Origin of the sequence: Thalassolituus maritimus (assembly GCF_900156675.1) — a bacterium.
Lineage (GTDB): Bacteria > Pseudomonadota > Gammaproteobacteria > Pseudomonadales > Oceanobacteraceae > Thalassolituus > Thalassolituus maritimus.
In genome coordinates, this window is record NZ_FTOH01000001.1 from 44,221 (window position 1) to 66,684 (window position 22,464).

Annotated in this window: 14 protein-coding genes; 11 read left to right on the top strand and 3 right to left on the bottom strand. The window is 52.3% G+C overall.

All coding sequences use genetic code 11. The features are described 5' to 3' along the window. Positions 1-3: 3 nt before the first annotated feature. Complete coding sequence (gene trxC, locus BW941_RS00250) at positions 4-438, bottom strand: thioredoxin TrxC (RefSeq protein WP_076513198.1); 435 nt, start codon at positions 436-438, stop codon at positions 4-6. Positions 439-721: 283 nt separating this feature from the next. On the opposite strand from trxC, the gene BW941_RS00255 reads away from it, so the two are divergent. From BW941_RS00255 to BW941_RS00290, 8 genes are all read left to right on the top strand, one after another. Next, entirely contained in the window at positions 722-2,287 is a 1,566-nt protein-coding gene (locus tag BW941_RS00255) for a pyridoxal phosphate-dependent decarboxylase family protein (protein ID WP_076513201.1), read from the top strand. Then, a complete protein-coding gene (locus tag BW941_RS00260; RefSeq protein WP_076513204.1) occupies positions 2,284-3,636 on the top strand; it encodes a lysine N(6)-hydroxylase/L-ornithine N(5)-oxygenase family protein in 1,353 nt (450 codons plus the stop codon). Before BW941_RS00255 ends, BW941_RS00260 begins: the two co-directional genes overlap by 4 nt. Before the next feature lie 26 nt (positions 3,637-3,662). Further along, a complete protein-coding gene (locus tag BW941_RS00265) occupies positions 3,663-4,847 on the top strand; it encodes an MFS transporter (protein WP_139325701.1) in 1,185 nt (394 codons plus the stop codon). Then, positions 4,847-7,270 carry a GNAT family N-acetyltransferase gene (locus BW941_RS00270; protein ID WP_076513208.1) on the top strand — a complete coding sequence of 808 codons (2,424 nt, stop codon included), beginning with the start codon at positions 4,847-4,849 and terminating at the stop codon, positions 7,268-7,270. The genes BW941_RS00265 and BW941_RS00270 overlap by 1 nt, the downstream gene beginning before the upstream one ends. Before the next feature lie 38 nt (positions 7,271-7,308). Beyond that, complete coding sequence (locus BW941_RS00275) at positions 7,309-7,977, top strand: hypothetical protein (RefSeq protein ID WP_139325702.1); 669 nt, start codon at positions 7,309-7,311, stop codon at positions 7,975-7,977. 21 nt (positions 7,978-7,998) lie between these two features. Beyond that, entirely contained in the window at positions 7,999-9,114 is a 1,116-nt protein-coding gene (locus BW941_RS00280; protein WP_076513214.1) for a heparan-alpha-glucosaminide N-acetyltransferase domain-containing protein, read from the top strand. Between the two features lie 76 nt (positions 9,115-9,190). Then, entirely contained in the window at positions 9,191-15,313 is a 6,123-nt protein-coding gene (locus tag BW941_RS00285) for a cadherin repeat domain-containing protein (RefSeq protein ID WP_076513217.1), read from the top strand. Positions 15,314-15,354: 41 nt separating this feature from the next. Next, on the top strand, positions 15,355-17,442 hold the full coding sequence (locus BW941_RS00290) for a TonB-dependent siderophore receptor (protein WP_175607837.1): 2,088 nt from the start codon (positions 15,355-15,357) through the stop codon (positions 17,440-17,442). 17 nt (positions 17,443-17,459) lie between these two features. Here BW941_RS00290 and dsbD read toward each other — a convergent pair whose 3' ends face one another. Both dsbD and BW941_RS00300 read right to left on the bottom strand, forming a co-directional pair. Next, positions 17,460-19,223 carry a protein-disulfide reductase DsbD gene (gene dsbD, locus BW941_RS00295; protein WP_076513222.1) on the bottom strand — a complete coding sequence of 588 codons (1,764 nt, stop codon included), beginning with the start codon at positions 19,221-19,223 and terminating at the stop codon, positions 17,460-17,462. A 16-nt stretch (positions 19,224-19,239) separates the two neighbouring features. Further along, the gene (locus tag BW941_RS00300) at positions 19,240-20,208 is read right to left on the bottom strand and encodes a polyprenyl synthetase family protein (protein ID WP_076513224.1); all 969 of its coding nucleotides are present in this window, start codon (positions 20,206-20,208) and stop codon (positions 19,240-19,242) included. Positions 20,209-20,496: 288 nt separating this feature from the next. Here BW941_RS00300 and rplU point away from each other — a divergent pair, with 288 nt between their 5' ends. From rplU to cgtA, 3 genes are all read left to right on the top strand, one after another. Next, complete coding sequence (gene rplU, locus BW941_RS00305) at positions 20,497-20,808, top strand: 50S ribosomal protein L21 (RefSeq protein WP_068444452.1); 312 nt, start codon at positions 20,497-20,499, stop codon at positions 20,806-20,808. A gap of 79 nt (positions 20,809-20,887) precedes the next feature. Then, complete coding sequence (gene rpmA, locus BW941_RS00310; protein ID WP_068444456.1) at positions 20,888-21,148, top strand: 50S ribosomal protein L27; 261 nt, start codon at positions 20,888-20,890, stop codon at positions 21,146-21,148. 85 nt (positions 21,149-21,233) lie between these two features. Next, positions 21,234-22,433, top strand: a complete 1,200-nt coding sequence (gene cgtA, locus BW941_RS00315) for an Obg family GTPase CgtA (RefSeq protein ID WP_068444459.1) — start codon at positions 21,234-21,236, stop codon at positions 22,431-22,433. Positions 22,434-22,464 lie beyond the last annotated feature (31 nt).

The following is a 22,464-nucleotide window of genomic DNA, read 5'->3' on the forward strand; positions in this document are numbered from 1 at the left end:
ACATCAGCGGGCTTTGATTAACGCCTGCTGAACCCACTGCTTCAGTTGCTGAGCGGGCAATGCGCCTGCCAGTTGATCGACCACTTCACCATTTTTGAATACCAGTAAGGTCGGAATGCTACGGATGGCGAATTGCGCAGCCGTCTGTTGGGCGTGTTCCGTATTCACTTTCGCAAATCGCGCCTGGAACGGCAGAGTCGCTGCGACCTCTTTGAAGATGGGCGCCATCATCTGGCATGGACCACACCAACTTGCCCAGAAGTCGACGACGACAGGTAAGTCGTTCTTCGCGATAAAACGTTGGAAGCTGGCATCATTGAGTTCGGCTACGGTACCGGTGAACAACGTGCTTTTACACTTGCCACATTGTCCCGGCTGATTGCGTTTGTTCTCTGGGATGCGATTAATGGCTCCGCAATCGGGGCAGGTTGTGTGCATAACGGTCTCCTGTATTGTTCAGAGGTGCCTTGAATCTATATGAGGTGATAGTTATGCAATTCAAGTCTCCTTGAAATGGAAGTTACTTCCTGCTCTTCGTTTCTCTATTGTCCGAATACCATCTCAGCAGGTTTCCCAGAGACCTATCCTGTCATTTTTCTATCATAGAAATTGTTAATAATGCTTTTATTAATGCATATAGTTTGCATTTAGCTTTACATAAACTAACAATTTCAGTAGTGTGCACCCTCTGAAAGGTAGGATACGGAAGTAGGAGTAGTAGATGCAGAATGATCCGAGTCTGGCGTTTTCCTGGTGTGCGGAATCAGGCTTATCCGCTCTTACCCCGCTTCCCATGTTCCGATCGTGTTTGGCTGAGAGTTATCAGCAGCGCACGCATGAGGCCGTATCGTTGGTGAAACGTCACCTCGAATCGGTGTCTCAACCATTTTCAGGCGTCACCCCCGCTGAGTTGTCTCCTGAAGTGCGGGATATTGATCTGTCCCAGCCACTCGCTTCCTCGTCTGATGTATTGGACGAGTTATCGCGTGTTTACCTGCGCGATGCGGTTTATTTTCATCATCCACGTTATGTCGCTCATCTGAATTGCCCAGTGGCCTTGCCTGCGGTGACGGCCGAAACCATTCAGGCCGCAATTAATACCTCAGTCGATACCTGGGACCAGAGCGCGGGTGCGACCCTGATTGAGCAAAAGCTGGTGGATTGGACCATTGGCCGCATTGGCCTTGGTGAAAATGCCGATGGCATCTTCACCAGTGGGGGGACGCAATCCAATCTGATGGGCATGCTACTGGCGCGGGATAACTACGCCTTGCGCTACCTTGGCGGCTATTCCATCAAAGAAAAAGGCCTGCCGGCGTGTGCCCATCGTTTCCGTATATTTACCTCTGAGTACAGCCACTTCAGTGTGTGTAAGGCGGCTGCCATGTTGGGATTGGGGTATGACTCGGTTGTGCCGGTTGCGGGCGATTCGGCATTCCGCATGGACGTCAAGGCGCTTTCAGAGGCGATTCACGACGCGCAGATGCAGGATTTAATCCCCTTGGCTGTGGTGGCGACTGCGGGGACAACGGATTTCGGTAGTGTCGACCCACTGCCTGCGATTGCAGAAATCTGTGAGCAGAATCATATCTGGATGCACGTTGATGCAGCCTACGGTTGTGGTCTGTTGGTTTCGCAGAAATACAACTCTCTCATTGGTGGTATTGAGTTCGCCGATTCTGTCACCGTGGACTTCCATAAGTCGTTTTTCCAGCCCGTTGCATGCAGCGGTTTCTTTGCACGCGATAAGAGTCACCTGAATGTGGTTACGCATCACGCTGATTATCTGAACCCTCTGAGCGCAGCGCAGGAAGGCACGCCAGACCTGGTCAATAAAAGTATTCAGACGACCCGTCGTTTCGATGCTCTGAAGCTGTGGATGACGTTGCGGGAAGTGGGTGCGGAAGGTATTGGCAAAGAGTTTGATGCTGTCATCGATTCGGCGCGCGCATTCCATCGCTGGATGGAAACTCTGGAGGATGTCGAGTGCCTGCATGAGCCTTCCATCAGTGCCATTGTTTTCCGCTATCTGCCGGCGAACGCGACAGAGGGTGACACGCTTAACGAATGCAATCGTCAGATCCGTAAAGCCCTGTTTTCGGGTGGTGCGGCTTTGATCGCTGGGACCAAAGTAAAAGGCGCCCAGTATCTGAAATTTACTGTCCTGAATTCGGAAACGTCGATGGAAGACATTCAGTACATCATTGGCCAGATTCGTACCATCGGTGCGGGTCTTTGGGAAAGGTTAAACGCGGCTGACGTAAACTCTGTGGAGTCATCAAAATGAGCACATCAACACAAGAAATATTCGACTTTGCAGGGATCGGCCTTGGTCCATTTAATCTGGGATTGGCCTGTCTGACCGACACGTTGAGTGACGTCAAGTCGGTGTTCTTTGAACAGCGCGACGAGTTCAAATGGCACCCGGGTATGATGCTGGAAAGCACGCACATGCAGACGCCATTTATGTCAGACCTCGTGACACTGGCGGACCCGACTCACCCGCTGAGCTTCTTGAGCTATATCAAGCAGCAGGGGCGTATTTACTCGTTTTATATTCGCGAAGATTTCTTTCTGGCCCGCCGTGAGTATCACCAGTATTGTCAGTGGGCGTCAGAACAGGTCGGTAATATTCGCTTCCGTCACTGCGTGCAGGATGTGCACTATGATAAAGAGCGGGATCTTTACGTAATCAAAGCCCAGCAAGAAGATGGGTCAGAAACCATTACGCTCGCTCGCAAACTGGTTCTGGGCACTGGGCCAGTACCTTATATTCCAGAGTGCACAGAAGAGCTTGATGGTACTGTTATTCACTCTTCTGCGTATTTACACCGCAAGAAAGAACTGCAGAAACAGTCTTCCATCACCATCGTCGGCAGTGGGCAGAGTGCGGCTGAGATCTATCATGATCTACTGCAGGAAATTGATGACCACGACTATGAACTCAACTGGGTTACCCGCTCTCCACGTTTCTTCCCGCTGGAGTATTCAAAACTGACGCTGGAAATGACGTCTCCGGAATACGTTGATTACTTCTACAATTTGCCCGCGTCTAAGCGTGATGAACTGATCACCAAGCAAAAGCATCTTTATAAAGGCATTAACGAGTGCCTGATTAATGAGATTTACGATCTTTTGTACGTTAAGCGCCTTCAATCGGACTTCACCACGCATCTGCTGACCAATACAACACTGTGTGATGCTGAAAATACCGAGGCCGGTATTAAGCTCAAGCTGCACCATGATGAACAGGACAAGTCGTACTCACTGGATACCTCGGCGGTTGTGCTGGCGACGGGTTATCGTTACCAGCTACCCGACTTTCTGGAAGGGCTGCGTGGACAGATTCGTTGGGACAGTCAGGGCCGGTTTGATGTGGCGCGTAATTACGCCATTGATAAAGACAATTCTCGTCTCTTCGTACAGAACGCCGAATTACATACTCACGGTTTTGTTTCGCCGGACCTTGGGATGGCCTGTTATCGCAACAGCTACCTGATTAAGGAAATTACCGGGACCGAACATTACCCCATTGAGCAGCGTATTGCCTTCCAGCAGTTTGGTGTGCCGGAAGAGGGTGGTGCTGACATTAAATCGGTATTGGCTTCTTCTCCTGAGGATGTTTTTTCTTTATGAGAGTCATTCGCTGGAGCCTGATTCTGATGACGCTGGTGTCGGTAATGGCCGACACCATGCTGTTGCCGTTTTATCCGCAATTCTTTGAAGAATCGTTTGGGGTCTCTGACCCTGCGCATGCGGGATGGTACATCGCCGCCTGTTGTACGACCGTCATGCTGTGTTTTCCGTTGTGGGCAAAAGTGGCGCGTCGGTGGCATGAGCTGCCGCTGTGGGTGGTCACTCAATCCGTATCAGCAGTGTTAGGGGTTATCTGTTATCTCACAGAATCACTGCTGACCTTCTGGATCGTGTCGCAATTGATGTTGATGATGAAGGCCAGCTATCTGCTGATCTATCCATTTGCTATCCGCCTTGAAGGTACCGGTAAGATCGGTGGATTTGTCGCGCTGTTTGCGGTGCTGATGCACATCGGAACCATTAGTGGCGCAGTGCTCGGTGGCTATCTGCTGCAATTCTGGGATGGGCGCGACGCCTATCTGGTCATGATCGCCAGTGATCTGGTGCAAATCGTCATTTGTATTGCCTTGATGTTGGCGTTGAAAATTCGTCTGACTGAGCCGGGATACACCCCTGAAGAAGTAGCCGATACCCCTCGAAGCCCGATGGTTTTGAAATTGGCTGTCGTGGCAATGTTGTTTTATTTCAGTGTATTCCTGATTCGACCATTTTTTACCTTGTACTGGGCCGACATCAGCTTTGCCCCCTGGAATGGTGAATTTCCGAGCAGTCTTGTGTATGCCATTCCGGCAATCATTGCCCTGCTTACTGTCGTTTGGCAGCGCATAAAAGCGCCTCAATTAACCAGTCAGCAATTACTTATTCGTGGCTTGCTGGTGATTCTGGTCGGGCTGGTTCTTCAAGGGTTGGGTGACCCGCTGTGGACGGTTATTGGCCGGCTTATTTTCGGCTGGGGACTGTTTATGGGGGTAGTCCATATCGAGGTCCTTCTGTTTGCCAATAGTCGACCGGAACGGTTTGGTGAGGACTTCAGTCGAGTTCACCTTGGCCAGAATATCGGCATTATCCTGGCGTCATTTGCTGCAGGTGCCTTAGTTGCAGACGTCAGCCACACCGCTGTATTCGCGGCGGCAACGGCTGGAATCGTTGCCGTGGTCATGGTCGCCTGGAGGTTAGGCGTGTTTACCCGAGCGGCTGGCCCCGAGGAACCTGACCACTCTATTAACGATGCTGAAGAGGCAATTTCCTGATGCAATCGAAGTTTGATACTGCACTTGGACATGTTGAGTTTGTTCCGTTTGCTACGGACCAGCACCTGGAAACTCTGTATGACTGGGCGTCGCGTCCGTATGCTCGTTTTTGGGGATATAACGGGATGTCGATCGCACAGGTCGATGAAGAGTACCGTAAACTTCTGGCCATTCCCGGCTACGAAGTTTTTATGGGTCTGATCGACGGACAGGCCGAATTTATGGTCGAGTATTACGACCCGTCTGAAGATGCGATCGGCCAGCACTACGATGTACAGTCGGGTGATCGTGGCATGCATGTATTGCTGTCGCCGCCGGATCAGCCCCGCTCCGGCTTCAGTTGGCAAGTGTTCCGTACCGTCATGACGCATCTGTTCACCGATTCTCGTATTGAGCGGATTGTGGTCGAGCCGGATGCCAGCAACGCAAAAATTCACCAGCTGAATCTGCGTGCAGGCTTCAGTCATGTCGCGCAAGTCACACTCCCACATAAAGAGGCGCTATTAGGATTCTGTGCCCGGCAACAGTTTGAACAAGCTTGCGCCCATGAAGACGCGACCCGCGAGCGTCGCTGGTTTGATCGCCTGCAAAAAAATCCAGCACTGGCGACCGAGCATCTGAGTGCTGAACTGTGGCAGAAAGCGAACCGCCATCTCGCGGCAAAGCTCATTCGTGAAATGATTCATGAGGTTCTGGTCACACCTGAAGAGACCGTCCCTGACAATAGCAGCACAGCAGGCGAAACGGATAAGTATTGGTCTGTCACCAATAAAGCCGGTGACGTGAAGTATCAGTTCTGCGCGACGCAATACGCATTGGATCACTGGCAGGTTGACCCGGATACGATTAAACAACCAGGCCAGTCTGAGTCGGTCGATGTCATGCAGATGATACTGGCGTTTTCAGAAGACCTTGGCGTACCGCCAGCGAATATGCCCACGTATCTCGAGGAAATTTCAGCAACGCTGTGTGGTCTTGCCTGGAAATACCAGCACCGGAACGTACCTGCGGTTGAATTAGCGCAAGCCGATTTTCAGACCATAGAAGCATCAATGACCGAAGGCCATCCGGTATTTATTGCGAACAATGGTCGTATCGGTTTCAGTGCCGCTGATTTTCGCTCGTTCGCACCTGAAACAGGAGCGCCTGTGCGCTTGCTGTGGGTGGCGGCGCGTCGCGATCGATCAGTGTTTTCCTGTTCAGAAGGATTGACAGAAGCCGCGGTGCTGGAGCAGGAATTCGACCTGAGTACCTTGGTGCACTGGCGCAATATTGTTAGGGAAAAAGGCCAGAACCCAGATGATTTTGTTCTGGTCCCTGTCCACCCATGGCAGTGGCATAACAAGCTCTATCAGGCCTATGCGCCGGATATTGCTGGTGGTTATCTGATACTGCTTGGCGAAAGCCCGGATGACTTTCAGGCGCAGCAATCCATTCGTACATTTTTTAATAAGTCTGTACCGACACGCAGCTATGTGAAGACGGCGCTTTCGGTTCTGAATATGGGCTTTATGCGGGGGTTGTCTGCCGATTATATGGAAGTAACGCCGGCCATTAATGACTGGCTGAGTTCGCTGGTAAAAGAAGATGCTTACCTGCAAAACAACGGCATGGGGCTTTTGCGTGAATTCGCAGGAACCGGTTACCGTTCGCCGTATTTCAGTCAAAAAGCGTTCTACGACAACCCGTACCGCAAAATGCTGGCGGGTCTCTGGCGTGAAAACCCCCTGAATCAAATTGCCGATAATGAGCGGGTGATGACGATGGCCGCACTGCTGCATCGCGATCCCGATGGAAATTCCCTGGCCGCTGAACTGATGCGGGCCTCAGGCATCGGTGCTGATGCGTGGTTGCGCAGCTACCTGAATGCTTACATGGCGCCAGTAGTTCACTGTTTCTACGCTCACAACCTGGTGTACATGCCGCACGGTGAAAACGTGATTCTGGTGATCGAAAATAACACGCCGGTACGCGCCATCATGAAAGACTTGGGTGAAGAGATCTGCTTGTTAAATATCGGTGAAGAACGAACCAATGCACTCCCGGAGGCCGTTCGTCGTATATCCATTCCTCTGCCCGAGTCTATGGAAATACTTTCCATCTTTACCGATGTGTTTGACGGCATTCTGCGTTATCTGGCGCCGGCATTAATTGAAACCGGTGATATCACTGAAACTGCCTTCTGGCAGGCCGTGGCGGATGTCTTTATCGACTACCGTCGGGCGATGGCGAACGACGATTCCATTCAGCAACGCATCCGCGAGCATGATCCCTTTGTCGGTGAGTTTGCCAACTCGTGCCTGAACCGTTTGCAGTTGAAAAATAACAAGCAAATGGTTGATCTCGCCGACCCGGGAAGCAGTTTGCAGTTGATTGGAACCCTGCCTAATCCGGTTGCTCAGTTCAGACCGGACGATTGGTGAGGTTGGTGACTAGCGGGGTATAACGGGGGGCATAACGGGTGTCTTGCGAACGTTGCCGTCTTGCCTGGCAAAGTGAATGTTCAGCGGAGGAAGAACGCCTGCCAGTGCAGCCTGAGGCCAGCGCCTTGTATCAGTCGTTACTGGCTTTGGGGGCGGACAATCCGGGGCGATACGCGCGTCACCGTTTGTGGGCGCTGATGTTCTGGCGACCTCTTTATCTGGTGGCATGCGTTGTTTGTTGTCAGGACAGCCACGTCGATCTCTCCGAGTTCCGTTTGCATTGGGCAGAGGGGACTGTGGTTGGCTTCAGCGGCGTTCGGCGGCAAGACCATAGTCGTTTTGCGAGTTCGACGCAGCATGCTGAAACGGCTGCTGAGCGTTCGCAACGGGGCGCCGAGAAACAAATGACGATACTGGTACGTTGTTGCGATCAGTTGCTGGCGTCGGTCTCTGAGCTTAAGCGCATCAACCGGCGTTTTGCCCTGCAACTTGTGCTTGATGCATTACTGGAGCGATTGGCTGCATTGGATGTGTCGCCTGATCAGTCACTTAAGATTGCGAACGCGTTTGTGCAGGCGACTAACGAGACATTGGGGTTGGCGGTGTTGCCGGGCCATTGGCAGCCGGATTATCAACGACAAAGCTGCTGCTTACATTACCTTAAATCGGCGAATGACCTGTGTCCGGGTTGTCCGCGAAACGTATAAATATTAAGACAGGAAACTCACATGAGTGAACAGAACGGCCGGGTACATATTATCGATTTCGCCCGTGGAACGGCGGCTTTGTTGTTGGTAATCGTTCATGCCTTGTGGATGTATGGTTCAGTTGAAACTCAGTTTCATGCGCCGCTCGGTACGGCGATTCATATCGTTGGGCAAATGACAGCGGCCTTTTTACTTTGTATGGGCTTCTCGTTTGTTATTACCCGTCACTCTTCCATTGGTTATGGCATTAAACGGGCATTGATGATTCTGGCGGCAGGGTATCTACTCAACACGCTGAAGTTTATTGTGCCGATTTCTGTGTTTGGCACTATGCCGGAGAACTTTATCGAGGCTTATGGTTGGAGCTCGCCGTTGGACAGCTCGCAGCTATGGTACCTGTTCCGTACCGGTGACATTCTTCAGTTTGCCGGCATCGCCTTCCTGATTATTACCTTTGTACGTCATTACATCTCGAATAAGTGGGTCATTCTCGCTCTTGCTTTATTGTCTGTATTGGTCGCTGAGGTGATACGCGGTTATCGTCCTGGCATTACCGGGCTGGACTATGTTGCTGACTTGCTCTGGGGAGATCAGTGGAACGTGTATTTTCCGGTATTCCCGTGGATCAGCAATATCCTTGTCGGCATGTTTATGGGCATGGTCTTCCTCGAGCGTGATAAAGACGAGCAGGCCGTGTACGACATGTCACTTAAGCTGGGTGTTGGCTTGATGGCGATTGGTGTGCCTTTGATTCTGTATGACTGGGATCTGTTTTTCCGTAATTTCTTCCATACCGGTATTGGCGGTGCGATTTATCTGATTGGCATTAACCTGTTCGCATTCTGGTGTGTGTCCTGGATGATCTTCAAGCCTTTAAAAAGCAAAGCCTGGTTTATGAACAGCATGGTGTACCTGAGCCAGCGCGTCACCACTATTTATATTATTCAGTGGACGCTGGTGTGTTGGTTAATGGGAATTATTGGCTACCAGACGTTGAACAGTGGTCAATTACTGATGCTATTCCCGTTTATGATCGCGGCGACGCTACTCCTGGACTATCTGCTGAAAAAACTTATTGATTCGTTTTCTGCAGATAAATCTGATGAGCAACCACGGGATTCAGAGAAGGTCGCCTGACGTTCAGTATGGTCGTTCGATGTAGACACTGCAGTCGCCTGAATAAAATATCAATGAAAGACATGGACGTACGTTTATGCCACATGTGAAAGTCGCCGCTCGGTTAATTCGACAACTGTTAAATCCCATCAATATGGTCTTCTTCACCATGCTGGTTATCACAGGATGTGATATCCAGTCTCCCGAAGTAGCACCCAATGCCCCGATTCCTGCTTCGCCGTCGCAACCCGCCGATGGCGATGATCAGGCTCCGGTCGATAATGGACCACTGCCGCTGGCTTCTGACGCTGAAGAAGTCAGTCTGGACGTTGACGCCACGCAGCCTGTTTATCTGGATTTAGATACCGGGTCTGAACTTTCTATTTCAACTGAGCAGGCGCAACTCAATGGTGACTGGGATGTGGTCATTGATGGCAATAATATTCGTGTTAACGAAAATGCCGCCAATGTTACTGGTCAACGTATCGCTGCAACTCAAGCGGTGGATTTCAGCGCCAACATTGATACCAGCCTGCTTTCATATCAGACCGAGGCTTACACCGTCGCCATTGATCCCCTGACCATTCTTAATGGCACGGTTCAGCAGGGTAATAGCTGGCTGGTGCGTACGGATCAGGCTGAACGTGTTGTCTACATGAATATTGCAACCGCGTACGCCGATCGTCGTCAGATTGATCTGTACCTGCGTGAGCAGGTTGCGGGCACGGACGTGTTTTCCACTCGTGAATTTGTCGGTCTGGTCATGCGCGAGCTTGAGGACGGCACTCTTGGCGTTTATTTCGATATGGACGCCTACTTTGAGCAGCCCCTTTCTGATGAACTCTATTTTAATCACCCAACCCGGGCGATGACGTCAGTCGTTGCAGACGACGAGCCCATGGAAGGCTGGGATTTCTTTTTCAGCGCCGAAATTGAGATTGATACATCGACGGAATCCGGGTCAGCTCAAATCGTGGGTGAGCCCATTGCCCGATTGAATGGTGGCGCGTCCGAGAGTGGACTCGGCGCTGTTATCTTCCTCAATTTTAATAACCCCCAGTACAACGCTCAATCCACTAATTTCCGCAATCCCGATCAGACGCTGGAAGAGGTGTGGGGATTCAGCGGTATGGAAGACTTCTTCTCAGACAGCCGGTTTGCAGGTCTGGATTGGCAGGTCGACGGGTATAACCCGACCTATGGCCCCATGTGGTACACGGCCACTGAACCTCAGCAGAAGGTAGCAACAGGGCGTGTATATATCGTTGAAAGCACAGAGGGCTACGCCTACCGTTTCCAGGTCAGTGACATTAGGGATGGACGAAATACCGTTCGCTTTGAAGGTTTTGATCCGGGATCAGGCCAGCAGGCACCGGCGCGTGTTGAAATTATTCTGAACCCGATTGATACCCTGTCTGCGATTGAAAATACGGCATCCAATGGCAGCAGTATTTCGGTGTTTGGTGAGATCCCTATTTCTGAGATCGACGGCCTGCAATTATCGCTTACGGGGGCCGACCGTGAATTCTTTGAACTGACCTCCGACTTTAAATTGATCTTTAATGCGCCGGATTTTGAGAGCCCACAAGATGCAAACGGTGACAATCGTTACGAGGCGTTTCTTCGTGCTGAGAACAGCAGTTCTACAGATGTCATCGCCGTCAGCGGTATTGTCCAAAATGCGAATGAGCCTGCCGCCTTCAGTTTCGAGCCACGCATTGCCAGCGTAGATGAAAACGGGCTCTGGTCACTGACCTTGCCAGAGATGCCAGACGAAGGTGATACGCCGAATGGCGCGCTCAGTTATTCTATTTTTAACGCGCAGAGTGGCGATGCGCGTTATTTCTACCTCGATAGCAGCAATGATCGCGTACAACTGAAACTGTCCGCGCAGGATTTTGAACGCCCCGCCGATGTAGATCAGGCCAATACATACGATGTGATTCTGGTTGTGAGCGATGGCGATGAAAATATGACCTCGCTTTCTGTGTCGGTCACGGTACTGGATCTGACTGAAAGTGCAGAGTTTTCACTGAATCCTCTTATGGTGCGCAGTATCGATGAGGTCACTCTGGACACAGGTATCTATGCCAGTATATCCGGCCAGCCGGTGGGGAATCTCGGCTTTAGACTGGTTGATGCCGAGTCCGGCAGCGGTGACAGTGCGCGTTTTAATATTGATGCTACCACTGGTCTGATCACCCTGTTGCCGCAAGATTATGAAGCACTGGCGCTGGATAAGAGTGTTGGAGACGGTTCGGCTATTGCTTTAAATGTGGTCGTTGTCGCAACCGATGATGATGGCAATATCGCCTCGACGTCTTATGCCGTCCTGATTCAGGATCGCGTTGAATACGCAGGTTTTGATGTTGACCAGGTAGCAAGCTACTCACTGGCGGAAAACAGCAGTGATTCCGGTGTGACATTACAGCCGAATCCCGCCGCTTACACTCAGGAAGTCCCTTGCGCACCTTCGGGCAGTTCGCAGGCCACGGCTATTTGTCAGGAAGACGTAGAGTTGAATTATGAGGTGACTCTGACAGGTGAAGACGCCGCATCTTTCGTCGTCACGCGCTCGGCGTCGAATAAATTTGACGTGTCTTTTGATGGAGCCGCAGATTTTGAATCCGCGATGGATGCGAACGCGGATGGCCAGTTTGAAATTGGCGCTGAACTGACGGACGGCGAAGGCAATCGCCAGACTTTATCGTGGACTGTAAACATCACCGACGTGATCGAAAACGCCGACTTCAGCGCTCCAGAGGGCAGCACCGACGTGGCCGAAAACAGCGTGGCGACCATCACCTACCAACTTCAAGGTGATGAGCCCATCGGTGAACTGACCGCAGTGCTGAGCGGAGACGACGCAGCCTTCTTCCGCATCAGCGACAGCGGCACGATAGAATTTACTGGTTCAGAAACAGGTACCGGAGCCGACTTCGAAGCACCGGCCGACAGCAACGCCGATAACGCCTATCTGGTGCTGGTGACTCTGACGGACGCCGATGGCAACAGCACTATCCATCGCCATACCGTCAGGGTCACTAACGTCACCGAGAGCGCAAGCTTCAGTATCGCCGACATCGCGCCACGCAGCGTGAATGAAAACGAAAGTGATACCGGCGTTACGCCTCAGATTAATGGTGAGCCTATCGGAGGTCAGGAAGCGCTGGTGTATCGTCTGGAAGGCGACAACCGCGATTACTACGACTTCGACAGCCGCACCGGCGTCGCCAGCCTGCAACCACAGGACTATGAATCCCTGCCGGGCAGCGACAGCGGAGAGCCGGTGGCTCTGCCAGTGACCCTGATCGCCGAAGATACGGATGGTAATGTCGCCAGCACAAGGATCAGTATATCCGTGGTCGACGTCGATGAATACGATGGCTTCGACGTGGAGGCCATCGAACCATACAGCGTCGATGAAAATACTATCGATTCGGGTGCTGAAATTCGGGTATCTCCAGATACCGTCGCGGGCGCGCCACTGTCGTATACGTACGAATTATCCGGTGCGGACGCGGCTCAATTTACAATCGACGATACCGTACGCCCGGCGATAGTGCGGCTCAATATTCAGGACTTTGAAGCACCGTCTGATGCTAACCAGAATCAAGTCTATCAGGCACTGGTGACGGTAACCGACATCGTTGGCGGTTCAAAATCAGTCACGGTTTCTGTCACTGTTGTAGACGTCACCGAAGTCGCAGACTTCACACTGACATCACAAACGATCAGTGGCGACGAAAACAGCGTCATCAGCGTTCCTGTAGAACTCAGTGGCGATGCTCCGATTGGCACACTGAACTACAGCCTGAGTGGCGACGACGCCAGCTTCTTTACCCTGAGCCAGAATGGCAGCCTGACCCTGAGTGCGCGCGACTTCGAAACCCCGCAGGATCTGAACGGCGACAACCAATACCTGGCGGTATTGAGTGCCGCAGACAGCGACGGTAACCAGGCTCAGGCGAATATTGCTATCAGTATTAACAACGTGGCCGAAAGCAGCAGCTTCAGCTTGAGCGGCATCAGCGATTACAGCATCGACGAAGTCACCGTCGACAGTCCACGCACGCCGACGGCCAGCAGTGGTTATGTTGGCAGCCTGACGTACCGGTTAACCGGCAGTGATGCCGCCCGGTTCAGCATCGACAGTGCCACGGGTACCCTGCGCCTGAAACCACAGGACTACGAGGTGCTGGCTGGCGCGAGTGAGCCAGCGCAGAGTGCTGGCCCGGCCTATGCCCTGAATGTGGTTATCGAAGCCGCAGACAGCGACGGCAACACGGCGACCTTGGCCATCACCGTCAGCGTACGGGATGTCGTTGAATACGCAGGGTTTGAATTCGCGCCTCTGAGTCATCAAAGCGCCAACGAGAATGCACTCACGGAAGTGCCGCTGTCAGTGACGCCACTGAGTTACACCAATCCAATACCGTGCGTGCCCGAAAGCGTGGATCAGGTGTGCTCAGAAACCGTGACACTGAATTACACCCTGAGTCTGTCGGGTACGGACTCTGATGCCTTCAGTCTCAATGGAGGCCTGCCTGCAACGACGCTGCGTCTGTCAGCACAGAATTTTGAAGCTCCGGCCGACAGTGATTTGAATAATACCTACGGTGTGACCGTCAATGTTGATGACGGCATCAGTGGCGTGCAACAACAGTCTGTCATCATCACAGTGAATGATGTTATGGAGGTCGCCAATTTCAGCCTTCAGAACTCGGATTACAGCGTCAATGAAAATACTCAGGACGTTGGGGTGGTACCCGTGGTTTCTGGGGATGCGCCAATTGGTTCGCTGAGCTATCAGATCACGGGCGCAGATGCGGGTGCATTTACATTGGATAATGATAGACGTATCCGTTTGACCGATATGGCTGATTTCGAGGCTCCAACCGATGCTGATGGCGACAACAACTACCAGATTACCTACACAGCGACGGATGATGATGCCAATTCGGCATCGGTCGATATTACAGTGACGGTGCTGGATACCGCAGCGGAGACGCTGGAGTTCAGTGCTTTATTTGGCGCGCGATATATTGATCTGGATACTGCGACGGTATCGACATCGGCTGTTTCTGGTTGGGATCTACGCGTCAGCGGTGACTTTATCAGCCTGAACAGCACAGCGGCATCTGCATTCGCGAACACCCGCGAATTCGATGAAGTGAACGGCCCGTTAGGCTCGTCGGACTACCTGCCCACTCTTGCAGCCGAAACCAAAGATAATGCCGATAGCTGGAATGACAACTGGGGCCTTTGGGCTTCTGACAATGACTCTGAAAATATAGAAAAGGCCTTTGGAAATCAGTTTTATCGTGTCTACGATGTTGCTGGTGATGAGGGCATTGCGGATGAAGTCGTCGACGATTTACCGGTAAAACCTGAGAACTACTTTATTCTCCGTACCTCTGAAGGTACTCGTTACGTCCGCATGCGCGCAGTCAGTTTCGGCGATCGCAACAGCGACGGTGTCGCACAAACGAATAATGGATATTTCTATTACTCCGTATTGGATGTGGATGCTGGCGACACACAATTCGGCCCGGAGCAGGAGTTGTGTCTGAGTTTCCGTCATGGCAGTTACCCAGAAGGTGATCCGGACGGAGAAGGCGATGTCTGGTACAAACAAACCTTCTTTGATTTTGACTACATTTCCCAATACAAGCCCTTTGGCTGTGATCAGGGCGATTACGTTGATTATTCTGGCTCGCTAACGTTCGACGTGGATATTGCGCCAGATATGAACCGCCGTACCAGTCAGTTTGAACAGGTATCGAATGGCGTGGCGTCGGCAACAGAGGCGCTGGAAAATTGGGATATGGTATTGGGTATTGCGTTCCGTCCAGAGAAGAATTGGTTGGGTATTCGCCGTGCCAGTGCAACCCGCGTACGAGCGGCGATTAACGGTAACCGAACCGGCGGTGTAGCAGCAATACAAGGCTTTACCCGTACCGAGGATGGCGACGGTAATCTCAGTCCTATGCTGGATAACCTGGATGACTTCCGTCATCTGTTAAGTGGCGAAGGAAAATCTCCCGTGTCTCAGTACGATCACCTTCTGTTTAATGCTGACGGCAGTATTTCCAGCAACCAACGCGTGTACCACGTACGTACGGATACCGGCGCGCGATTTAAAATTCAGGTGTTGTCTTATGATGGCAACCTGAGCGGTACCCAGGCCGACTACAGCCTGTTGTATGAGGGTTTCTGATGGGGGTGAAATATCCTTTTTGGGTAATACCAGTTTTTGTAGTGCCAGTATGGGTATTTCTGGCAGGCAATGTTTATGCGGAAACAGATACCGATCCGAATTTTGGTCTCGACTTGCTTGAACTGTCTGATGTCGTGGTGGAGGGGGAAAAAGAAGAAACGCGACGCTTTCGTACACAAGACTCTAACGCTGCGTTAAAAATAAATCTTTCCGCGAAGGAATTACCACAGTCTATTTCTACCATCAGTAGTGAGCAGTTAACGCAATTCGATTTGAGTGACGTAAACCAGGCGCTGGAATATTCCTCGGGTGTGAACGTTCAGCGTGTTGAAACTGAGCGGACCTACTTTACCGCCCGCGGCTACAACATTACGAATTTTCAGTATGACGGTGTGGGTTTGCCGTTAACGGATGGCTTATTACGCGGTGGAATCGATACGGCGATGTTTGATCGTATCGAAGTCTTGTCCGGCGCGAACGGCATTACCTCTGCGTACGGCGACCCTTCTGCAACGGTGAACTTCGTCCGTAAAAAGCCGCAGGATGCATTCGGTGGGGATCTATCTTTTGGTGTAGGCAGTTGGAACCAGCTGCGTTTGCAGGCTGATATTACAGGCACGTTGACCGAAGGCTTGCGAGGGCGCGCAGTCGCCGTCGGTGAGTCGGCGGATTCGTATCTTGACCGCTATCACCGGGAAACAGGTTTGTTTTACGGTGTCGTTGACTACGATGTCAGCCCAGATACCGTCCTTACGCTGGGAGCCAGCCAGCAGGCGCAAAAGACCGACAGCCCAAGCTGGGGGGCGCTGCCTATCGTATACAGCGATGGCACGCCGACAGATTACTTGCGTGCAACCAACACAGGGCCTGAGTGGGCTTACACGCACAACGATACGCAAATGCTGTTTGCCGAACTTACGCACTATCTGAGTTACACCTGGGAAGCTCATGTGCAGATACAGCAATTTACGACGGATACCGATAGCCGTCTGTTCTTTTTTACTACGACCGAAGACCGCGTATCGGGTGACGGCCTGAGAGGGCGGGGCAGTGCTTACCAGGCAACGACTGAGCAATCTGTTTTTGACCTCTATGCACAGGGTTATCTGACACTGGGTCATCGGGATCTGCAGTTGGTGACAGGCGCACAATTATCCCGCTCGAAAACCGATGACGTATCCACTGCCAGTGAGTTGGGTGAAGTCGCGGTGGAGTCGCTTCGGACCTGGGATGGCGATATTCAGGAGCCAGAGTTTACCGGTGGTAGTTCTGGTCGGGATCTGGAGCAGATGTTGTTCAGCCTGTACTCCACTGCCCGACTGGACGTAACCGAAGATGTGCTGGTTACTGCGGGTCTTCGGTTAATGAATCTGGATACTCAGGGCGAGTCATACTCAGAAGAAGTCGATACTCAGATTGAAAATGAAGTCGTGCCGTACCTGGGTGTCGTCTACAACCTGACCGATTCACTTGCTGCCTACGCCAGTGCGACAAAAATATTCAGCCCACAAGAAACCGACAAGGTGACTCAGGGAGGGCAACTACTGGAACCGGAATCCGGCGATGCCTACGAAGTAGGATTTAAGCTGGACCTGTTTAACAAAGCAGCGCTGGCATCCGCAGGCTTATTCAAAACTGAGAAGACGAACGTTGCCGAGATTGCAGGTATCAGTGATGAAACGGGACGGCCGTATTATCGCGCGGGCGAGGAATATTTCAGTCAGGGCTACGAATTGCAGTTGTCAGGTATGGTGTCACCCGCAGTTGCCATTAATACCAGTTATACCCATGTAAAAATCACCAATAAAGACGATGAACAGATACGTACTTTCAACCCAGAAAATACATTCCGTCTGACATCACTTTATACCTCAGGTACGGGCATTGGATTGGGGTTCAGTCTGCGTTGGCAGGATGAAATAGAGGCCCGTTCTGTCAATCAGGGAGCCTACACCCTGATTGATGCGATGGCGTCTTATGAGGTGTTCGATAATATTACGTTGCGTGCGAATGCAACGAATATTGCTGACTCTAAGTATTACACCAGCTTCTACTGGGCAGCGGACAATAATCAGGCATTTTACGGGCCCGGCGCCGCGTATTCTGCGTCTGTTACCTGGGACTTTTGATGCGGCAGAGTGTTTGCTTAAGGAACCAACCGCTCAGCCTCTGCCAGAAACTCTTCCTTACCGCGTTCACCAATAATCCGGCCGCTGGCGTTGTCAGCACCGGGCTCGAAAAACAGTACAGTAGGTGGGCCAAAGACTGCCTGAGCTTTCATAAAGGTCTGATGCTCGTCAGTGTTGTCGGTGACATCCAGCTGTATCCACTGTACATGGCTCAGACGTTGTTGTGCTTCGTCAGTCGCGAAGATTTCTTTGTCCATGATTTTGCATGAGATACACCAGTCCGCGTACAGGTCGACCATGACGGGTGTGTGTGCATCTGCGATCAGGCTTTTAACTTCTGCAACTGACTCTGTCTGGTAAAACGGGCTGACATGAACTTCTTCAGCGTGACCGAGTGGATTCAGAGGGTCTGAACGGCCGCTGACAGCACCTGCAAGCGCGATGATTCCGTAGGCAAAAACACCTACTGCCACCGGTTTAATCAGGCGCTGAGGTCCTTCGCTGGCAGTATTCAGTGCACCTGCCGAAACGCCCGCGCCGACGGCGAGTGCGCCCCACAAGCCCAATACGATATATCCGGGTAATAATCGGCTGACCAACCAGATCGCCACACCAATCAGCATGATGCCGAACAGATACTTAATACGCTCCATCCACATTCCGGCTTTCGGTAAAACGCTGGCTCCGGTAGTACCGAGGACAATTAATGGCGTTCCCATGCCGAAGCCGAGCGCGAGCAGGGCAAGTGCTCCGCTTGTGGCATCACCTGTGGTGCTCAGATAGGCGAGCGCACCGGCTAACGGTGCAGACACGCATGGCGAGACGACGAGTGCCGATAAGACGCCAATAATAAATACGCTGCCAGCCTGGCCACCGCTCTGTTTCTGGCTGGCTGCGTTCAGGCGATTACGTATGCCCGAGGGTAGTTGCAGCTCATACACACCAAACATGGACAGCGAGAGCACGATAAAAAAGATCGCAAAACCGATGAGTACAGGTGGACTCTGCATCATGGCCTGTACGTTGGCACCGGCGCCCAGCAAGCCTACGGTCAGGCCCGCGGCGGCGTAGGTAATGGCCATGCCGGTTACATACAGAAAAGAGAGCCAGAAGCCCCGGCCGGCACTGGTTTTGCCACCACCCAGTACAACACTGGTAAGGATGGGAACCATAGGCAGTACGCAGGGGGTGAATGTCAGGCCCAGACCGAGCAGAAAGAAGATACCAATGACCGCGGGTAGCGAGCGGCCAGAAAAGAAAGAGTCGTCGCTGCTGGCGGATGACTGGCTGCTGGAAATCGCACTATCGCCGGTGCTGGCTGCATCAGTGATGGGGTTGGCGATGGGGTTGGCGATGGGGTCAGTAATGACGACTTCACTGGTCTGCGGTGGGTAACACAAGCCCGCATCGGCGCAGCCCTGATAATGGAGAGTCGCGGTTCCGGGTGTCAGGCTGGCGGTGTCAAAAGAGACTTCCAGTTCACCGTAATAGGCGACGATGTCACCAAAGGCTTCATCGTATTTCTCTTTGCCGTCTTTAGACCAGGTGGCAGGGTCAAGTCGCACCGCCCCCTGAGTCAGATAAATACGGTGTTCATAAAGGTAGTAGCCGTCGGCACTGTTCCAGCGAGCGTTAACCTTGCTTTTATCTGAAGCTACGTCGAGAGGAAAGGCTCGTTCGACAGGCAGGAAATCATCCGAACCGCCGAGGCCATCCAGCAGACCGGAGTGCGCCGGGATGCTGGTAATAAACAACAATAGCCAAAGTCCCGCGCGCATCATGTGATCTGTTACTCCGTCAGGTGGTTCGTTCTACTGCAATGGCTGCCAGTGCGGCGAGAGCGTCGCGTGCGCCTGATGCTGGTAAGTTTTCCAGATGTTTCTGAGCGCGGTCGCGACACGCAATGGCCTGTTGGCGCGTATAGTCGAGAGATCCACAGCTTTTCACAACACGCAGGACTTCGTTCATGTCATCCAGTCCTCCTTTACGAATAGCATTGCGTATAAGCTGTCGGTCTTCTTCATTTGCATGTGCCATGGCGTGAATCAGGGGCAGAGTGGCTTTCCCCTCGGCGAGATCGTCACCAACGTTCTTACCCATCTCTTCAGCATCACCTTCGTAGTCGAGCACATCATCAACCAGCTGAAAAGCCATGCCCAGTTCTTTACCGTACTCTTTAAGGGCAGTGCGATCCGCGTCACTTAATTCGAGCAGTGCCGCCGCTGAATGGGTAGAAGCTTCGAACAACATGGCGGTTTTGCCGTGGATGACTTCCATGTACTGAGTTTCAGTAGTGTCGGGGTTTTTGACGTTGGTGAGCTGCATGACTTCGCCTTCTGCAATGACGCAGGTGGCGTTAGAAAGTATCTCCATGACCGGCATAGAGCGTAGCTCGACCATCATTTCGAAAGCGCGGCTGTAAAGAAAGTCACCGACCAGAACGCTGGGAGCGTTGCCCCAGCGGGCATTGGCAGTTGGGTTTCCGCGGCGCATATCAGACGTGTCAACGACGTCATCATGAAGCAATGTCGCGGTATGCAGGAACTCAATCACAGTGGCGAGTTTCACTGCGTCAGCATCGGCACGATCGAATGCTTTCGCTGTCAGTAGGACAAGAAGGGGGCGGATACGTTTTCCGCCACTGCTGACGATGTATTCGGCGATTTTTTCAACCAGAGGAACTCGGCTCTCGAGCTGCTCGTGGATCAGCTTGTCGACGGCCTGAAACTCGTCGTTAACCGTGGCAAGTACGTCTTTGATATGCATGGATTCGGGTGCCTGCTTTATAATGCAACGAATGCTAGGGAGGCCGACCCGCCCTGTCAAGAAAAAGGCCTGTTCCATACTTGCGGCCAAAACAGGAGTGCGGTATAGTCTCGCGCCCCGAAATTACGCTCCCTGCCATATGGACGCCAGAGTGCTGCCAATAGAAGCAGGCTTAAGTAGCGAGAGGGAAAGGCAGTGCGAAAGACTGGCGCTATGGCGTCAGTAGCGGCGACAAAGGCCACGCACTGAAAAGTCATGCACACTAAGTGCTAGCGGAGAATTACAGTTATGTACGCTGTAGTAGTCACTGGCGGTAAGCAATACCGTGTTGAAGAAGGTCAGACTCTGAAAGTTGAGAAACTGGAAGTAGCAACTGGCGAAAACGTTGAACTGGAAAAAGTTCTGCTGATTGGTAACGGCGACGATGTTAAAATCGGCGCTCCAGTGGTTGAAGGCGCTAAAGTAACAGCTGAAGTTGTTAATCACGGTCGTCACAAGAAAGTGAAGATCATGAAGTTCAAGCGTCGTAAGCACCACATGAAGCAGATGGGCCACCGTCAGTGGTTCACTGAACTGAAAATCACCAGCATCGCTGGCTAAACACTAATTTCAGAGGTCCGCGCGGTCAACACCGCCGCATCCGCAGTGTTGCAGTGACCTCGCAGCTAGGAGTAAAGCAATGGCTCACAAAAAAGCTGGTGGTTCTACCAAGAACGGTCGCGATTCCGAAAGTAAACGCCTTGGCGTAAAACTGTTTGGCGGTCAGACTGCTAAAGCTGGCGCGATCATCGTTCGTCAGCGCGGCACTCGTTTCCACGCTGGTGAAAACGTTAAGATTGGTCGTGACCACACTCTCTTCGCTACCGCTGAAGGCGCAGTGAAGTTTGAGGTCAAAGGTAAGAACAACCGTAAGACCGTAAGCATCGTTCCAGCGGCTTAATTGCACCGGAATATGCTGATGCGCCCTGACTGCATAGCAGTTGGGGCGTTTTTATTTGTACATCCCAAACCAGAGCGTTATTACCATGAAGTTCGTTGATGAAGTCCGTATCGCTGTAGAAGCTGGCAAAGGCGGCAATGGCTGCGTCAGTTTCCGTCGTGAGAAATTCATCCCTAAGGGCGGCCCGGACGGCGGCGACGGCGGTGATGGCGGTTCTGTGTACCTTGAAGCCGACGAGAATACCAATACTCTGGTGGATTATCGCTACACCCGTCGCTTTAAGGCCGAAAATGGTCGTCCGGGAGCGGGTCGTAACTGTACCGGTGCCAAAGGCGATCATATCGTATTGAAAGTACCCGTAGGTACGACAGCGATTGATGACGACACTAATGAAGTGCTGGGCGATCTTACTGCGCATGGTGACCAGTTGCTCGTGGCTCAGGGTGGTTTCCATGGTTTGGGTAACACCCGCTACAAGTCATCGACGAATCAGGCGCCGCGCCAGTCAAAGCCGGGGCAGCCGGGTGAGTCGCGTAACCTGAAGCTCGAATTGAAGGTGCTGGCAGACGTCGGTCTGTTGGGCTTGCCAAATGCCGGAAAATCGACCTTTATCCGCTCGGTATCTGCAGCGACACCGAAAGTGGCGGACTATCCGTTCACCACTCTGGTACCGAACCTTGGCGTGGTCTCCATTGAGGAGCACCGCAGTTTTGTGATTGCGGATATTCCAGGGTTGATTGAGGGTGCGGCAGACGGTGCTGGCCTTGGCACACGCTTCCTCAAGCATCTGGTACGTACTCAGCTGCTGCTGCATATTGTCGATATGGCGCCGTTTGATGATTCTGATCCTGCGGAACGCGTAGAAGCCATCAGTCGTGAGCTTGAGAATTTCTCGCCCGGACTGGCGTTGCGTGACCGCTGGCTGGTGCTGAACAAGCTCGATCTGCTGCCTGAAGAAGAGCGCGAGGCTCGTTGCCAGGAAATTATTGAGAAGCTTGAATGGGATGGTCCGGTGTATCGTATTTCTGCGATCAACCGTGACGGTACTCATAAGCTGGTGTGCGACATCATGGAGTATATGGAAGAGCGTCGCGAACGAGCAGCCGAAGACGAAGAGTTTGCTGAGGCTATTCTGGCCGAGCGCGAGCAGGTCGAAGAAGAGGCGCGCGAGCACCTCGAGGCGCTGCATGAGCGTCGTCGTCAGGAGCGGGCAGAGCGTAAAGCTGCTAAGCAGGACGATGATGACGATGACTACGATGTGGAAGTCGTCTACACAAACGAATAACTCGACAAAAGACTAATCCGTGCCGGACAGT

Bases quoted from the DNA above. Each gene is read 5' to 3' on its own strand.
- rplU (WP_068444452.1), top strand. From the start codon at position 20,497: ATGTACGCTGTAGTAGTCACTGGCGGTAAGCAATACCGTGTTGAAGAA.
- BW941_RS00300 (WP_076513224.1), bottom strand. From the start codon at position 20,208: ATGCATATCAAAGACGTACTTGCCACGGTTAACGACGAGTTTCAGGCC.
- BW941_RS00265 (WP_139325701.1), top strand. From the start codon at position 3,663: ATGACGCTGGTGTCGGTAATGGCCGACACCATGCTGTTGCCGTTTTAT.
- dsbD (WP_076513222.1), bottom strand. From the start codon at position 19,223: ATGATGCGCGCGGGACTTTGGCTATTGTTGTTTATTACCAGCATCCCG.
- cgtA (WP_068444459.1), top strand. From the start codon at position 21,234: ATGAAGTTCGTTGATGAAGTCCGTATCGCTGTAGAAGCTGGCAAAGGC.
- BW941_RS00260 (WP_076513204.1), top strand. From the start codon at position 2,284: ATGAGCACATCAACACAAGAAATATTCGACTTTGCAGGGATCGGCCTT.
- BW941_RS00285 (WP_076513217.1), top strand. From the start codon at position 9,191: ATGCCACATGTGAAAGTCGCCGCTCGGTTAATTCGACAACTGTTAAAT.
- BW941_RS00255 (WP_076513201.1), top strand. From the start codon at position 722: ATGCAGAATGATCCGAGTCTGGCGTTTTCCTGGTGTGCGGAATCAGGC.
- trxC (WP_076513198.1), bottom strand. From the start codon at position 438: ATGCACACAACCTGCCCCGATTGCGGAGCCATTAATCGCATCCCAGAG.
- BW941_RS00270 (WP_076513208.1), top strand. From the start codon at position 4,847: ATGCAATCGAAGTTTGATACTGCACTTGGACATGTTGAGTTTGTTCCG.
- rpmA (WP_068444456.1), top strand. From the start codon at position 20,888: ATGGCTCACAAAAAAGCTGGTGGTTCTACCAAGAACGGTCGCGATTCC.
- BW941_RS00280 (WP_076513214.1), top strand. From the start codon at position 7,999: ATGAGTGAACAGAACGGCCGGGTACATATTATCGATTTCGCCCGTGGA.